This is a genomic window from Streptomyces sp. NBC_00344, assembly GCF_036088315.1.
Lineage (GTDB): Bacteria > Actinomycetota > Actinomycetes > Streptomycetales > Streptomycetaceae > Streptomyces.
This window is the reverse complement of record NZ_CP107996.1, coordinates 1,257,266-1,272,902: the sequence shown is the minus strand read 5'-3', so window position 1 is coordinate 1,272,902 and position 15,637 is coordinate 1,257,266. Positions and strand designations below refer to the sequence as shown.

Here is a 15,637-nt window from a genome sequence, read left to right as displayed (position 1 = left end):
AGGTCACGGCTGTGCCAGGTAAAATTCCCGAAGTCGACCTCGAGGCATGGCGCAGGGCATCCGACGCCGATCGCGCCCCGATCGCCGCGGAGCTGGACGCCGCGCTGCGCAGCACCGGTATGTTCCTGGTGTCCGGGCACGGGGTGCCACACACCGTGATCGATGACTTCCGGGCCGCTGCCAAGCGCTTCTTCGCCCTGCCGAAGGAGGTCAAGGCTCAGTACGCCATCGAGGCCGCGTACGACAGCGGGTGGCTCGAGATGCATCCCCCCGGTGGGGTCGGGGTGCCGGTGAGCGAGCACGGGGAGGCCCCTGGCGCGCCGGATCTTCACGAGTCGTTCTACGTGGGGCCCGGTCACCGTACCGGCGACGAACAGCGGGACCGGTTCAACTATCCGGCCAACCGCTGGCCGGTCGAGCTGCCGGAGCTGCGGGCAGCCGAGGATGCGTACACGACGCATATGTTGCGGGTGGTACAGGCGGTCAACGAGGTGCTTGCCGTCACGCTGGGGCTGCCGGAGGACTTCTTCACCTCGCGGGCGCAGATGGCGACGTGGACGCAGAACGCCAGTTGGTACCCGTCGTATTCGAGCATCGGAGACGTCGCCCGCGGTCAGTTCCGCAACGGGCCACATACCGACTTGGGTACCGTCACGTTGCTGAGCCGCCAGCAGGGTGTGGGTGGGCTGCAGGTGTGGAACGAGGAGGACGACTGGTTCTCCCCGCCGTACAGCCCGGACTCGCTCATCGTCAATCTCGGTGACTTGATGGAGTTGTGGACCGACGGGCGCTGGCGGGCGCTGAAGCACCGTGTGCTGGCGCCCAGCCCGGTGGCTCCGGATGAGGAACTGCTGTCGCTGGTCTTCTTCTTCGAGACCGACCCGGACACGCTGGTCGAGCCGTTGGCCGCTCCGGCGGGTGGTGGCCGGGGGCTGTCGCCGGCGTATGCGCGGCGGACGGTCCTCGGGAAACTCGGTGTCCCGACCGACTCCGTCCCGGGGGTCATGGCATGAGCAGAATCGTTGCCGTGGTGTCCGGCGGGATCGACTCGGTCACCATGGCGCATCACATCGCCGCCGAGGGACACGACCTTCACGTGCTGGCCGTTGACTACGGCCAGCGGCACCGCAAGGAGCTCGAGTTCGCAGCCGCTGCTGCGGCACGGCTCGGTGCGCCGTACGAGGAAGTCGATCTGCGTTCGCTGCGGAGCGTCATGCGCGGATCGTCGCTCACGGATCCGTCCGTGGCCGTGCCCCGACCGGACCGGCCGGTCGGCGGGAACCCGAACATCGTGCCGAACCGTAACGCCGTGCTGCTGTCGGTGGCCTTCGCGCTGGCGGTCACCGTGCAGGCGGATGCCGTTGCTTTCGGCGTCATGGCCGAGGACGTCGGCCCGTCCGACACCTCTCCGGCGTTCCTGCGGCTGTTCCTCGAGATGGAGCGGGTGGCGACCAAGGGTTCGCTCGCGCCGGAGGTCGAACTGCTCGCTCCGCTGATCGAACTGCCGAAGACCGGAGTGGTCGCTCTCGGCGAGAAACTCGGCGTGCCCTGGGACCGGACGTGGACGTGCTTCCGTGGTGAGGACATCCACTGTGGTGCGTGTGCGGCCTGTGCGGAGCGGCGCGGGGCGTTCGCGGATCTGGGCATCACGGACCCGACGGTCTATCGCGAAGGAGTGACACCGAAGTGACCGGTGCCGGCCGCCTCACCGGTGGCCTCGACACGGAAGGAGGCGGTGCCCGCGTGGAAACGGAACTCGTGGTCAACGAGATCTTCGGCCCGACCGTCCAGGGCGAAGGCCGGTCCATGGGACGCAGGTGTGCGTTCCTGCGGCTCGGTGGCTGCAACTTGTCGTGCACGTGGTGCGACACGCCCTACACATGGGACTGGACAGGGGCGGGCGACTCCGGGGTCACGTACGACCCCCGCGAGGAGTTGCACCGCCGTCCCGTCCGCGAAGTGGCCGAGGAGCTCCTCGCGTTCGGCGTCGAGCTGATCGTCATCTCCGGCGGTGAGCCGCTCGGACAGCAGAACCGTCTGGTCCCGCTGGTCGAGCTGCTCACGGCGCGAGGCCTGGAAATCGAGATCGAGACCAACGGCACGCACGCCGCAGACCCGGCCCTGGTAGCCGCCGGAGTCCGCTTCAACGTCTCGCCGAAGCTGGCTCACTCGGGCGATCCGGTCAAGCGGCGGATCGTGCCGGACGCACTGAAAAGCCTCGCGGTGACGGAAGGCACCACGTTCAAGTTCGTCTGCCGTAACGCCGGCGACCTGGACGAGGTGGCCGGACTGGTCGAGGAGTTCAGCCTCGGCTCGGTCTGGATCATGCCGAAGGGGCAGACGGGCGCCGAGGTGAGCCGCCACATGGCCGAGCTGGCCGACGCGGTGATCGCACGAGGCTGGAATCTCACAACACGCCTGCACACCTTGTTGTGGGGCGACACGCGAGGTGTCTGAGCGCGTGGCTGAAATCAAGCGAGAAAGGTGAATCGGAGACATGACGCTGCGCATCACGAAGAAGTTCGAGTTCTCTGCCAGCCATCAGCTCTCCGGCCTGGCCGAGGGACACCAGTGTGCTCGGCTGCACGGCCACAACTATGTCGTCGAGCTGGAGCTGAGCGCCGACCTGACAGAACTGACGCCGACGGGGTTCGTTCGTGACTACGGCGAGTTGGCCCCCTTCAAATCGTGGCTGGACCAGACGCTCGACCACCGTCACCTCAACGACCTGGTGGACAACAACCCCACCGCCGAGAACCTGGCGGTGTGGCTCTACGAGCGCTGGTCGAAGGAGTTCCCGGAGCTGACATCCGTGCGAATCTCCGAAACCCCCAAGACATGGGCCGAGTACCGGGCCTGAAACGCCGGGCGGCCGGCGAGAGCCTGCCGCCCGTTCATCGGAATCGAGCAACGACCGTGCCGGTCGGACTGGAGAGGTGCCTGAATGTCTGTGACCACGTGGGTGCAGGAGGGTGACGTCGACTCGGAGAAGCCGCGGGAGGAAGACCCACTGGTCGGACTCGCCCGGCAGCTCCTGAAGGAGATCGGGGAGGACCCCGACCGCGACGGGCTGCGCGATACGCCCGCGCGGTTCGCCCGCTGGTGGCGCGAATTCATCAACTACGAGCCGGGCTCGGTCGGCACGCTGTTCGAGTCGGTCGGCACCAGGCAACTGGTGGTTGTCTCGGACATTCAGGTCTGGTCTCTCTGCGAGCACCACCTGTTGCCGTTCAACTGCTCGGTGACGATCGCCTACCGCCCGACCGACCGGCTGCTGGGCCTTTCGAAGTTCGCCCGGATCGCCCACCGGCATGCGCACAAGCTCCAGGTTCAGGAGCGGCTGGTCTCCGAGATCGCCGAGGACATCGCCGTGCTCAGCGGGGCGGAGGACGTGGCCGTCATTGCCAAGGGCGAGCACCTCTGCATGACGATGCGCGGCATCAAGGCGGCCGCCCAGATGACCTCGACGGCCTACCGCGGGGCCTTCGGCGAGGACGCCGGGCTCCGGGCCGAGATGTTCAACCTGCTGCGCCCCTGAAACCGATCCGCACCCCTGAGACCTGACCAGGGCCGCTGCCACGGCCCTGTACACCGATCCGGGGCCGCCGCCGCGGCCTGTACCGGGTCGCGGCAGCGGCCCCGAGGAGCATGTGCCATGGAAACACCATCGGTGTCAGGAATCGGCTGGATCTCCACTCGGCCTTCGGGGCGGGAGACGCCGATGACCCTGCGCCGCGAACCGACCATCGCCGCCGGCGAGTCGATCAAGCAGAGCATTCCCGTCGGATTTCGTCAGGGCGGGGCCAACGGCGGCGGGACCGGGGCAGCGCCCTTCGGCCGACGACTCCGCAACCTGCGGCTACAGGCCGGACTGTCCCAGATGCAGCTGGCGCGCTCCAGCACACTCAGCGTTCGAGCGATACGCGATCTGGAGAACGGGAGGGTGCGGCAGCCCAGGGCAGACTCCCTGCGCCTTCTCGCCGACGCCCTAGGTCTCAGTGCCCCCCAGATGAACCGGCTGGCGAACGACCATTCGCTCGGCTTCCTGGCGGGGGCAACCGAGCCTGCCGTGAGCGGCCCGCTCATCGGGCGGGAGCAGGAGCTGGCGGCGCTGACGACGATGCTCGGCGCCGGGCATCACCGCCTGGTCACGATCACCGGGATCGAGGGCGTCGGCAAGACACGGCTCGCACTGGGGGTGGCGCACGCACTTGAGGCAGCCGAGCAGTCGACGGTCTTCTGGCTGGCCCTCGACGACGACCGGTTGCGGAGCCGAAGGGGGCCGGTGGGCGCTCCGGAGCGGCCCACGTGGTTGCGCGAGGTCGTGCACTCCGGGCCCGACAGCCGCAGGCGCCTCGTCGAGACCATCGGGGAGTCGAACAGCCTCCTCGTCCTCGACGGTGCCCGGCCGGAGGACGAGCTGGCGGACATCACAGCCGGTCTCGTGGCCGCATGCCCCCGGCTGCGGATTCTCGTCACGACGAGAAACCCCGTCGATATGCCCCTCGATACTCTCTTCCCCCTGGCACCGCTTCCGGTGCCTCTGTCCGACACCGAGCCGGCGGACCTGGACAAAGTGGCGTCGGTGGCGCTGTTGCTCGCCCAGATGAAGCGCATTCAGCCGGCCTTCCGTCCCGACCCGCATGTCCTCGCGGACGTCGCCCGGATCTGCCGCGCACTCGACGGCCTTCCCGCTGCCCTGGAATCCGCCGCCCACTGGAGCTTGATCTACTCTCTGCGGCAGCTCGCCCACCAACTCACCACCGATCCGCTCACCGTTGCACGGCGACCCCACGGCGGTCACCGGCAGCCGGACGCCTACGCGTCGGTCCACCACACCATCGCCACACTGAGCAGCCGCCAACGTGACCTGCTGTCGGCCATGTCCCACAGAACGTCCCGCGAACCGGACGGTTACTGGTCGGTGCCGGAGGTGGCGGACACGATGGGCCTGACGGCTGGGGAATGCGCCGACGGCATCTACCACCTTCTTATCCTCGGCATCCTTCGCCGGGTCGACCACCACGACGTGGCGATGTTCAAAGTACTCAACATCGTCAGCATCGCCGGACAGAACGCAATTGCCGGACAGAACGCAGCCGCATGATCTGCGCCTACCAGGAAGGATGAAACAGTGCGACTCTGCACTCTTCGCACCGAGACCGGTGAGGACGTCGGCGTGTCTGTGCCCGGCGGGATCGCCACACTGAGCCTCGTCAACGCGTCCGCGGGAACCCGGTACGGCCCCACCATGCTGGACATCATCCTGAAGGGCGAAGCCGTCGCACTCGCGGCCACGATCGCCTCCCTGCCCGAACCCGCCCTGCTGGGCGCGCAGGGCGGGCCGGACTTCGGGCCGCTCTACCGGTCTCCGCCGAAGCTGTGGGGTGTGGGCCTGAACTACGTGCGCCACGCCGACGACCTGGGGGTAGGACAGCCGACCGACGCCCCCGGCTCCTACCTGCGGCCGCCCTCCACGGTGATCGGGTACGGGGACGACATCCTGCTCCCCGGCCAGTCGCAGCGCGTCACCGCCGAAGCCGAGCTCGGCGTGGTCGTCGGAACCACCTGCCGCGACGTGTCACCTGAGGACGCCCCGTCCGTCATCTTCGGCTACACCAGCGTCCTGGACATGACCGCCGAGGACGCGATCCGGGTCAACCCCCGCCACATTCCCTGGGCGAAGGCCTTCGACACCTTCTGCAGCCTCGGCCCCTGGGTCGTCACCCCCGACGAGATCCCCGATCTCTCCGCCGTGCGGATCTCCACCGTCGTCAACGGGGAGACGATCGCGTCCAACCGGGTGTCCGCGATGATGTACGACCCCCATTGGCTGGTCGGCTACTTCTCCGGCGGCATGGTCCTCGAAGCCGGAACCGTGATCGCCACCGGAACCCCCGGCGCCGGCGTCATCCACGACGGGGACACCGTGGAAGCCCGTGTCGACGGCGTCGGCGACCTCCGCAACACCGTGAGGCTCAAGCCTGCCGAGCCACGTGGAGTCACGCGCGGCTGACCTGCGCCGGGGCGGCACACCGACCCGCAGCTGGCTTCCCAGCCGCAACAGCTGATCGCGGCGAGGAATTCGCCGAGCAGGACTGCGAGTTCGGCACGGCCGGCAGCCGGGTGGCACCAGGTGCCGTGCGATGGCCGGCTGAACACGGCCATCCGGCGGGCCCGGTACGCGTGGGCGACGTTGCCGGCGCACCGGGCCCGTTCGGCGTGCCCGTTCGGCGTGCCCGTTCGGCGTGCCCGTTCGGGGTGCGGTCGAGGGGGCGCGCAGTCGAGCCGGCCCGGTCGTGTGCTCGGCGCCGTAACCCGCCGGCACCGGGCACACGGCACAGTCGCGCCGAACGCGGACCAGGCGGCGGGACCGGATCGACCGAGTGCCGCGGCGGCCACGACGTAGGAGTAGCGGGGGACCCTCAGCTTCCGGCGACGGTGCCCGGTGCCACCGTAGTGCGGCCGACGGGGTCGGGTGCGATCTCCAGCCTGACCGTCTCCCGCGCTATGGCGATGGTACGGAGCACGGTCGCCCGGTCCGGGCCGTGCACCGAGGCGCTGACCGGAATGCACATGTTGTGGTTGGTAATCGGCACGTGGTCCCCGGGCCGGAACTCCGCGAGCACATCGGCGACGCCGGGCAGGGCGCCCAGCTCGTCCAACCCGTGCACGGCCACCAGTGTGCCGGGCGCGTCATCGTTGCGTATGACGACGGAGCCGAGCACAGCCCTGAACCCGTGATCCCCGTCGATGATGTCCGGACGGCGGCCGAGGAAGCATTCCACGGCGTCGTGGAACGGCCGCAGGTCGGAGTGCCTCGTCCACATCGGCACCGCAGGCCCGCCCGAGAACCGGGCCGCGAGCTCGATCAGGTAGACGTCGTCTCCGTCGCCACTGCACTTGACCTCGATGTGGCCCGGTCCCTGCCGGATGCCGAACGCGTCGAGCACCTGCCTGCAGAACCGCTCCACCCGGACGTAGTCGGGATGGGCGCTGTCGATCTGGACGATGTCCCACAGGGGGAAGTCGTAGTCGCGGTCATCGGGCCATCGGTACTCCCAGATGTCGATCAGCCGGTGCTCACCGTCAGCGCTACAGAAATTCACCGCGTACTCGCGCCCGCGTACGTAGCGCTCCACCAACCACTCGGTGACCGGCCGACCTCGCCGGTCCACCGTCCCCAACGTCTCTGCCTCGTCCAGAGCCGCGGCGTCACTGATCACCGAAACGCCGTACGACCCCGTTCCCATGGTCTGCTTCACGATGACGGGAAAGCCGATGTCCTGAGCGGCCGCCGCCACCTCACCGAGGGAGTGGACCAGCCGGAACTCCGGTACGCGGACCCCCGTTTGCGCGGCCCTGACCCGCATCGCCGCCTTGTTCCGCCGCGCCCAGCCCAGAGCGGGGTCGTTTCCGGGCAGGCCGAGCCGCGCCGCGATCTGGTCAGCCACGTGGAGGCTCGATCCATTGGCGGGGACGACGGCTCGCAGGTCGAACCCAGCCGCACGGACCTGCCGGACGGCGTCGTCCACGTCGTCGGCGTACAGCGATGTCTCGCCGTCGGGGTCGAGCGGCGGGGTCGCGTCTGCGGGCAGTAGACCGGTGGACAGCGAGACCACGCGGAAACCAAGATCGCGTATGGCGGTCTCGTACTCGCTTCCGTTCCTGGTGTTGGCCGGGTCGATCAGCAGGATCACCGGGTCTCTCGGTTCCACAGAGACTCCTCTCAGGTCAGGCGTGTGAAGGGTCAGGGGCGGTGAGGTCGAGCAGTTCTCCGCGCAGCGTCACCAGCGCCGTAGCGACGACGGCTAACGCGCAGCGAGGGCGCTGGCGGTCTCCTGCACCATGTCCTCCGCAGGGTGGACCCGATCGATGTCGGCGACTGCGGCCATCAGCTCGAAGACGTCGACGTTCGCGGTCCTCGCGCACCTGCTGATCAGCGGGAAGAAGCTGGAGTGCGTTCGGGTGATACCGCCGACGAGCTGGTACGTGCGGTCGTCGTGCAGTCGCTCCAACGGGCGGATGACGGACTCGCTCAGCTCCGCGAGAGCCCGGAAGTCGTACGTGTGGCGGTTGCCCTGGGCGTGGAGGGTCGCTGCGAAGGTCTCAGTGACGGTGTTGCCGGCTCCACGGCCGATGCCGTCGAGCGTCGTGTCGACGAAATGCGCTCCGCTCATGGCCGCGGCGAGAGAGTTGGCGTTCGCCAGGCTCAGGTTGTCGTGCCCGTGGAACCCGAGCGGGATCGGCACCGACTGGCCGACCTTCTCGAACAGTTCGGTGACATCCGACGGCAGGTAACCACCCACCGAGTCGACGAGATAGACGGTGTCGGCGCCGTACTCCGCGCACTGCCGGACCGCATCCGTGACACCGTCGATGCCGAGCACGTTCGTCTTCATGAGGTTGGCGAACGCCGTAATGCCGAGGTCCTTGGCGAGGGCGATGAAAGCCTCGGCCGGCGCAACAGCAGAGATATCCACGCCGACCCGGACGAACTGCATGCCGGCGTCCACGGCCTGTCTGAGGTGATCCAGCTCGGCTATTCCTGGGATGCAGAACATCCCCCAACTCGCGCTCGTCAGCGTCTCGGACGCGATACGGAAGCACCGTGCGTCGGAAACACGGGTGGGATGAGGCGTGCGCTCGTCGGCGTTGAGGCCCAATCCGTGACCCAGCTCGATGAACCGGACACCTGATCCTTCGAGACCGCTCAGGACACTCTTGATCGTACCTTCGGTGAACTTGAAATCCACGGCGTAACTACCGTCGCGGAGAGTGCAGTCCAAGATTTCGACTGTGGATGACTGCTGGTCCTCGGTGACCATCGGCGATGTCTCTGACATTGAACACCTCAAGCAGAGGAGTACGGGGCAAGTGCTCCGACACTAGCCAAGAAGTGCCCATCCGCCAGCGGCAGAAGCCCGGCAGAAGAGCGCACATTGAGTGGCTCAACTGCCTCCCGGATGACGACCGAAGGCCGCATCCCACCGCTATCTGCTCGGGAAAAGGCCAGCGAGATGAGCATTTCTCGGAGCGGAATTCCTGTGGCAGATGTGGCGGTGTCCCTGACGGCAGCGACGACGTCGTGCGCGGTGTCCTGGAAGACTCATACAGATCTTGTTGAGGGGCTGTCAGGCCGTGGGCCGGACAACGACGTGGCCGGCGCCCGAGCGCCTCCCGGCCCCGTTTCCCCACCACCACGAAAAAGGGGTCCGGCCCCGCCGCTCACACGGCGGGGCCGGACCCTGAGATCTGCATCGGCGTTCCAGGCGCCGCTGGACATGGTGCCGTGCGTGCGCCCGGCCGGTCCGGTGACGCGATGCCGACCCGTTCGATCTTCAGGAAGGCGCTGCCCTTCAGTCCAGCACGGCCAGTGCCCGCGCGGGTGCGCCGTCACCCCCGAGCAGGTTGAGCACGCCGACGAACAGCGTGCACCACTGGCCCGAGACCTCCCGCAGTACGAGATTCTCCACGATCGGCGTGCCGGCACCGAGCAGCGTGCGGTGGACGTCGTAGGGGAAGTTCGGCGGGCGCATACTCATCGGCAGATCAGGGCTGAGCGTGTCCATGCCGATGAGTCGAAGTCCGGCGGCCACAGCCCATTCGGCCGCGTCGACCGAGAGGTACGGATGCCTGTCCACGTAGGCCGGTTCGGTGTAGCGGTCGTCCCAGCCGGTGCGGATCAGCAACGCGTCACCGGGTTCGAGGTCAACGGCGGACTTCAGGTCGTCCGCCGTGATCGGCTCGGGACCATCCCGCAGTACCTCGAGGCAGTACGCCCGACCGACCAGCGCCGACAGCGGCAACTGGTCGACCGTGGCGCCGTCCTCGACGAAGTGCGACGGCGCGTCCAGATGGGTGCCGATGTGGGTCGGTATGTCCAGTCGTGTGACCCGCATCCGGTGTTCCGCCCAGGTACTCGCGGGCTTGAACTGGGGGGCCGGGACCGTGCGCGCGTGCGGCATGCCCGGCTCCAGTGTGTGTGAGAGATCAACTGTACGTGGCATGCGGTGCCCCTTGCTTCAACTTGACGGTCTCACTGAGTGATTCGGATTCGAGCGGCGCGTAAGGCTGCCTCGACTCAATTGGCTCGCCCATCGCCCTGCACCCCGTAGATCCGGCGCAGCCTGCGGCTGGAGGTGGTTTCCTGGAACGGCCGGCGACCGTGGAGCATCCGCCGGTTGTCCCACATCAGGCCGACGCCGCGTTCGAGCAGCACGGCCGCCGCGCTTTCCGCCGCAGAAGAAGAGACCTTGTCGAATGCGTCCATGGCCGCAAGAAGCCCTGGCGGCACCGGCGTCTCCTCGGCGGCAAACCCCTGCTCAATGTACATGCGGACATAACGCAGTTCGTAGCCGTTGGCAGTGTGCGTGAGCACGGGCTGGCGTTTGATTTTGATTCCCGCCATCTGGTCCTTCACGTCGAAAGGTACGGGCCGGCACAGTTCGTCGACGTGCGCCGGGTCGATCTGGGTAAGCTGCTCGACCAGGGCGTTGACGTCCATCAGCAGCGTTTCCCCGCCTGTTGCCGCGGACAGACCGAACAGGAATGCCACGTCGGGCAGCTCCGGGAGCAGGGTGCCGTCAGTGTGATATCCACCCGCCTTGCTCGAATTCGAGTAGTGACTGGTTTCCGCGGCTCCGGTCCTGACCTCGACGGGATAGATGAGTTCGCCGGAGCTGTACTGCGGGACCGGACGGGAGATCGCCGTGAAGAAATTCCAGTAGAGGGTGGAGATGTCGTGGTCGCTGAGTCCCTCAGGGGCGACCCGCACGACGACACCACCCGCGTCCCCGTGGATGGCTGCCAATATCTCGTCACCCAGCGCCGAGATCTCCGCGCCGGCTGTCCGGAACGCCTCTGTCGGCCATGTGTCCAGCGGTGTGTCCGCGGCTATGCCCCGCGCCAACAGCGCTGAGACCGCCGTGCTGGGGATCGTGAATTCCGGGATCGTCAATTCGTGTTCCATCTTGACTGTCCATTTCTGTGACGAGATGAGGTCCGGGAGTGTCCGTCGCGATCGCCTCGGCCAACGTCGCGAAAGGGGCGAGGTCGTCGACAGCAAGGCGATCGCCCCGACGTCCGACCTGCACGAGCACTTCGCTTCAGGCCACGATCAGGTGTGTCGCCGAAGTCCTTGATGATTGGTCTGCGATCAGGCAACCGCCCGCTCCAGACCTTTGTGTACTTTGATGTCCTGAACACCGGCCCGCAGGACTGGGCCGTCGTCCAGGTCCGGCATCACCACAGAGGGCCCCGCCCGGGCCCCTCTCGGATACCGCTCGAAGGGGCGGGTTTCCCGCGAATCCTTCGAGTGCAGCATCAGATGACGGCCAGGGGAACGGGATATCTGTGCGATGAGCGCCTCGGGAACGAGACGACGCGACGGAGCGCCTGTTCGGGGAAGCGAGGAAGCCGGTCCAGACGGACGCCGCCGACGACGCGGGGCCCAGTCCGCCCGTATTCCCTGTTCGCGATGGCGCGCGTGGATATCGTTCACGCATCGAGCGGCCATTTCCGGTAATGACCCGACGGTATGCGCAGCACGTCACGTTCGACGAGTTGCCAGTTGCTGCGTACAGGTGGTTCCTCGGTCCTGCGACGCTCGCTCATCCGGCTCCGGTGGAATTCGATCACATCGGCGCTGAACCTGAGCTGTCCGGTGTTCAGGTACCGCACCGCACCCTGGACGTCTCGAGCCGTCAGCACCTCGCCGCGGTTGTAGACGCTGGGCGAGAAGGGAACGTCCAGGTAACCGAGCGCGAACGCCTTCACCACGCCGTCCGTGAGGCTGCCGCCGCCGGCCACCAGGACACTCTCGAGGATCTGATCCACCTCCGCCCGCAGTACGGTGGCCTCCTCGCGTACCGTTCGCTCGTCCACCTCGATGCTGTTCGCCTCGCTCGCGCCCAGCCGGCTCAGGCTCAGCCCCTCCTGGTTGTCGGACACCGACGGAATCGTGGTTGCCTCGACCGGTGTCTTGACGATCAGCCGCGAAGCACCGGACAGCCGGCCGGTGGCGGCCGATGCCACGATCAACTGCGTCGCCCGAGACCGCTCCCGTGGAAATGCTGCCATGTGCTGGTGGAACACGATATTGACCTGAACTCCTGGATACCCCAGGTTGGCCAGATACTTCTGGCCGAGTTCGCGCAGGACCCTGATCGCCGCGATGTCCTGGGATCGATTTCCTTGTTCGGCATATCCGAGCGAAACGGAGCCAACGCCCTGGCTGGCCGCCAGCATTGCCTCGATCACGTTGACGACGATCGCCAGACTCGGTGGGATCAGGACCGCAGTGAGGGTGCCGAAGAATTCGCGGTCGATCACCACGCCGAACTTCTCGCGGTAGAGGCCTACCAGGCGGTCGACGTACTGCCACCTTCTGAGCGACTGGGCCAGCGAGTAGTCCTTGAAGTAAGGAATGTTGTACGTGATCGCGCCACCCTCGTACCCGGTGACGCCACCCGCGCACGAAATCTCGGCGAGGAGTCGTGGGTCGCGTGTGCTGTGCCGGGTCTGCAGCGGCGTACGCACCTCCGCGATCAACTGCCGGAGAACGTCGACCCCGTGATTCACCATGGGAAATCCGTTGAGCGTGGAGGCACCGTTTTCCCGGCTCTCCGCGATCGCGTCGGCGGCCCTCTGGTAGTCGTTGTTTCTGGTAAGGGAATCGATCTGGTAGGACAGCACGTCTGCGCCGGCCCGGCGCAGGGCCACGAATGCCGTGCGCTGCTCGGCGGCGAGTGCCACGCCTGAGCGCGGCTGCACCAGGAACGGCCGTTCCGCCCGGGGCCGCGGTGAGTGCGCGTGAGCGAACGACGGCTGCCGGAGGAGAAACGCCGCGTTGTCCGCCAGGTCCCGCGCGCGCGCGCCGGTCGGCCAGGATTCCAGGACCGCAGTTCGTTGCCGTTGCACGTCGGCCACGGTGAGCCGCTGGTCGGGCGGCGCCGCACCCGGTTGGGTGGGCCAGGGGGAAGCAACGGGTTTGCCGCGTACCGCAGGACCCCTGGTCAGGAGATCCTCGGCCAGGACCGAGAGAACCGTCGGAATATCGACATACGTGGGGAAGACCCGTCGAAAGCCCAGGCGGCGCGCTTCTCCGCGTATCCGTTCGGAGCTGCCCACGTCGAGGTTCCCGCCGGCGTACCAGATCGCGTCGACGTCGGGGTATTTGAGCGTCAGGTCCGGAAATTCAGTCAGGTAGTGGCGCAGATGGCCGTCCATGCAAGAGATCATCACAACATCCGCGTCGGCCGCATGACTGAAAAAGTCGTCGAGGTTGTTCTGCGTGCCCATGAAGTGGACCACGTGGCCTGCCTCATTGATGGCGTGCTTCAGCAGAGTGAGACCGACCGAATGAGCGTCGGCGCCGATCCCGCCGAGCACGATCGATCTTGGCGTCGGCAATCTCATGGTTTTCTCCGTTACCTTTTGGCAGTGCGTGAGCGGCGGCCAATACCGCACCTGAGCAATACCAGGACGTCACGTTCACTCGACGGCAGGTGCAGTGGAGTGATCCGGGTTCAGGATCGTGTCTGCACCGAGTTCCCCGATCACCGCCAGGGCACGGCGCAGTTCGTCGCAGCAACACGCTGCGGCTGGATCTGCACGCCGCCCAGGACCGGACCCGTGTGAAGCGACGTGTTATTCACAAGCGGCACCATGATGGCGGCGAAGAATCAGGGGGTCGCCTAACGGTCCACCTGTTACCCATGTGCGCGAGACATTCGTACCTGGTCCTCGATGCACCGTTCGCGCACCATCCCGCCGGAGGGTTGTGAGCGGTCTGCGGCAGGATCGGTTACTGCTCCCCGTGGTTGATGACCACGACGCATCCGTATTCCTCCGAGCGAACCGTACGAGAGCTTGTCCCCGATGTTCATTTCGGAGTTCACGACTCAGATCCATGAGGCGTTGCGGAAGACCCGCGAGTTCGTCTCGGGGGAGCAGAGGAACGCGACTTTCGGCGATGTCTCTGACATTGAACACCTCAAGCGGAGGAGTGTGGGCAAGCGTTGTATCGACACTAGCCAAGAAGTGCACATCCGCCAGCGGCAGAAGCCCGGCAGAATCCCGGCAGAAGAGTGCCCATTACGTGGCTCAACTGCCTCTCCGGGCGGCCAGGAATGCCTTGCGGCAAGTGAGGGTGACGTGTACGAATTGGATCGTAAGAATCTGCGGCAGCAACAAGGTTACTGACTGTATGGAAGGGTTATTCGATGGGCGGCATCCTCAGTCAGAGTCAGGTCGATTTCTACCGTGAGAACGGGTTCTGCGTCGTCGACGGGATATTCGACACCGAGCTGGTCGAGAAGGCGCGGTCCGTCGTCGACGGACTGCTCTCCTCCACCGACCTCGCCAGCGTGGCCGAGGCAGAGCCGGAGGACGGCTCCAAGGCTCGCCGCATCTGGGCTCCGACCTCGCGGGACGAGCTCTTCGCCGGCATCGCGGAGGACACCCGGCTCCTCGACGCGGTGGAGCAGCTGATCGGCCCCGACATCGTGCTGCAGTACTCGAAGCTCAACGTGAAGCCGCCGCGCGTGGGCAGCGTCGTCGAGTGGCACCAGGACTTCGCGTTCTACCCCCACACGAACACCGGCCTGGTCGCTTCACTGATCTATCTTGACGATGCGACCCGGGAGAATGCCTGTCTGCGGGTCGTCGCCGGCTCGCACCGGCATGGCCTTCTCCAGCACGAGTCCGGGGGCCATTTCGTGGGCAAGGTCTCGTCGCCGGCGGACGCGGGCCTGGATGACTTGACGGTCATCGACTGCGAGGGGTCCGCAGGATCGGTGGTGTTCATCCACCCCCTGCTTCTGCACTCGTCGGAGAAGAACCTCTCGGACATGTACCGCCGTGTCTTCATCCCGTCGTACCGCGCGGCCGACGCCCTTCCCATCTACTACGGGCCGCACGCCGCGCACAACGAACCGACGGCGAAGCTGGTGCGCGGCAGCGCTGCCAGGGCCGTCCGCAGCGAGGCCGGCCTGTGGCAGCTCCCGATCGCGGCGGCGGAGTTCAACTCTCTGTACCAGGTTCAGGAAGGCTCCCACCTCAGCGACGGGACGAGGTCGTCGACCGGATACTTCTCGCACGAGGCCGGCGCGAAGGACACCTCGAGCGCCTCGATGTGAGTCCACACCGCAGCACAATGGCGGTGGCGGCCCGAGCAGTTGTGCTGCGGTGCCGGACACGCCGCGGTACCGAACCGGCCTCCCGGCACGTCCGGTAGCCACACCGGAGTACGGCGCGGCACCGGTGCGGTTCTGTGTACCGGCTCCATGTACTCGCGGCGTGCCCCGCGCCGGTACAGGCGCCGAGGAAGCCACCGCTGCACGGCAACCGCCCAGTTCGGCTGCTCCGGCCCTGGTTGTTCCCGACAAAGGTTCCATCAGGGCTGGTTGGCCACACACGACGCGGGCCTTGGCGAAGGACCTGGACAAGCCACCGGCGGGGAACGGCCGTTGGCAGGAGGACCCGGCCGCAAGGGCCGACGAGCATCCCTGACCCCCCGCATCGGACGAGAAGCCACAAGGAGCATGATGACCAGCTCGCTTAGCGGAACACCCGCTGTCGTGCTAATGGACCCCTGCGGGCCGGGTATGGGTTTCAAACCCCAGGCAGCCGAGCG

The 15,637-nt window shown here is 66.9% G+C and carries 14 protein-coding genes; 9 read left to right on the top strand and 5 right to left on the bottom strand.

Going from position 1 to position 15,637, the window contains the following annotated elements; all coding sequences use genetic code 11:
• Positions 1 to 11 precede the first annotated feature (11 nt).
• The 7 genes from OHS16_RS05825 to OHS16_RS05795 all read left to right on the top strand — a co-directional run bounded on the left by OHS16_RS05825 (position 12) and on the right by OHS16_RS05795 (position 6,016).
• Complete coding sequence (locus tag OHS16_RS05825; protein WP_328536094.1) at positions 12 to 1,013, top strand: isopenicillin N synthase family dioxygenase; 1,002 nt, start codon at positions 12 to 14, stop codon at positions 1,011 to 1,013.
• Positions 1,010 to 1,690 carry a 7-cyano-7-deazaguanine synthase gene (locus OHS16_RS05820; protein WP_328536093.1) on the top strand — a complete coding sequence of 227 codons (681 nt, stop codon included), beginning with the start codon at positions 1,010 to 1,012 and terminating at the stop codon, positions 1,688 to 1,690. Before OHS16_RS05825 ends, OHS16_RS05820 begins: the two co-directional genes overlap by 4 nt.
• 53 nt (positions 1,691 to 1,743) lie before the next feature.
• A complete protein-coding gene (locus OHS16_RS05815; RefSeq protein ID WP_328536092.1) occupies positions 1,744 to 2,457 on the top strand; it encodes a 7-carboxy-7-deazaguanine synthase QueE in 714 nt (237 codons plus the stop codon).
• 40 nt (positions 2,458 to 2,497) lie between these two features.
• Positions 2,498 to 2,860, top strand: a complete 363-nt coding sequence (locus tag OHS16_RS05810; protein ID WP_328536091.1) for a 6-pyruvoyl trahydropterin synthase family protein — start codon at positions 2,498 to 2,500, stop codon at positions 2,858 to 2,860.
• An 84-nt stretch (positions 2,861 to 2,944) separates the two neighbouring features.
• The gene (folE, locus tag OHS16_RS05805; RefSeq protein WP_328536090.1) at positions 2,945 to 3,538 is read left to right on the top strand and encodes a GTP cyclohydrolase I; all 594 of its coding nucleotides are present in this window, start codon (positions 2,945 to 2,947) and stop codon (positions 3,536 to 3,538) included.
• Positions 3,539 to 3,655: 117 nt separating this feature from the next.
• Entirely contained in the window at positions 3,656 to 5,107 is a 1,452-nt protein-coding gene (locus OHS16_RS05800) for a helix-turn-helix domain-containing protein (protein WP_328536089.1), read from the top strand.
• Between the two features lie 27 nt (positions 5,108 to 5,134).
• The gene (locus OHS16_RS05795) at positions 5,135 to 6,016 is read left to right on the top strand and encodes a fumarylacetoacetate hydrolase family protein (protein ID WP_328536088.1); all 882 of its coding nucleotides are present in this window, start codon (positions 5,135 to 5,137) and stop codon (positions 6,014 to 6,016) included.
• A 409-nt stretch (positions 6,017 to 6,425) separates the two neighbouring features.
• Here OHS16_RS05795 and OHS16_RS05790 read toward each other — a convergent pair whose 3' ends face one another.
• The 5 genes from OHS16_RS05790 to OHS16_RS05770 all read right to left on the bottom strand — a co-directional run bounded on the left by OHS16_RS05790 (position 6,426) and on the right by OHS16_RS05770 (position 13,392).
• Complete coding sequence (locus tag OHS16_RS05790; RefSeq protein ID WP_328536087.1) at positions 6,426 to 7,718, bottom strand: ATP-grasp domain-containing protein; 1,293 nt, start codon at positions 7,716 to 7,718, stop codon at positions 6,426 to 6,428.
• 93 nt (positions 7,719 to 7,811) lie between these two features.
• On the bottom strand, positions 7,812 to 8,828 hold the full coding sequence (locus tag OHS16_RS05785; RefSeq protein ID WP_328540728.1) for a hypothetical protein: 1,017 nt from the start codon (positions 8,826 to 8,828) through the stop codon (positions 7,812 to 7,814).
• A gap of 531 nt (positions 8,829 to 9,359) precedes the next feature.
• Positions 9,360 to 10,010: a cyclase family protein gene (locus tag OHS16_RS05780; protein ID WP_328536086.1), complete on the bottom strand. Its 651-nt coding sequence runs from the start codon at positions 10,008 to 10,010 to the stop codon at positions 9,360 to 9,362.
• Positions 10,011 to 10,084: 74 nt separating this feature from the next.
• The gene (locus OHS16_RS05775) at positions 10,085 to 10,972 is read right to left on the bottom strand and encodes a TauD/TfdA family dioxygenase (RefSeq protein WP_328536085.1); all 888 of its coding nucleotides are present in this window, start codon (positions 10,970 to 10,972) and stop codon (positions 10,085 to 10,087) included.
• Positions 10,973 to 11,499: 527 nt separating this feature from the next.
• Positions 11,500 to 13,392 (bottom strand): methylaspartate mutase subunit E, encoded by a 1,893-nt coding sequence (locus OHS16_RS05770; RefSeq protein WP_328536084.1) that lies wholly within the window; start codon positions 13,390 to 13,392, stop codon positions 11,500 to 11,502.
• 489 nt (positions 13,393 to 13,881) lie between these two features.
• On the opposite strand from OHS16_RS05770, the gene OHS16_RS05765 reads away from it, so the two are divergent.
• A complete protein-coding gene (locus OHS16_RS05765; protein WP_328536083.1) occupies positions 13,882 to 14,205 on the top strand; it encodes a hypothetical protein in 324 nt (107 codons plus the stop codon).
• Positions 14,206 to 14,225: 20 nt separating this feature from the next.
• Positions 14,226 to 15,140 carry a phytanoyl-CoA dioxygenase family protein gene (locus tag OHS16_RS05760; RefSeq protein WP_328536082.1) on the top strand — a complete coding sequence of 305 codons (915 nt, stop codon included), beginning with the start codon at positions 14,226 to 14,228 and terminating at the stop codon, positions 15,138 to 15,140.
• Positions 15,141 to 15,637: the final 497 nt, after the last annotated feature.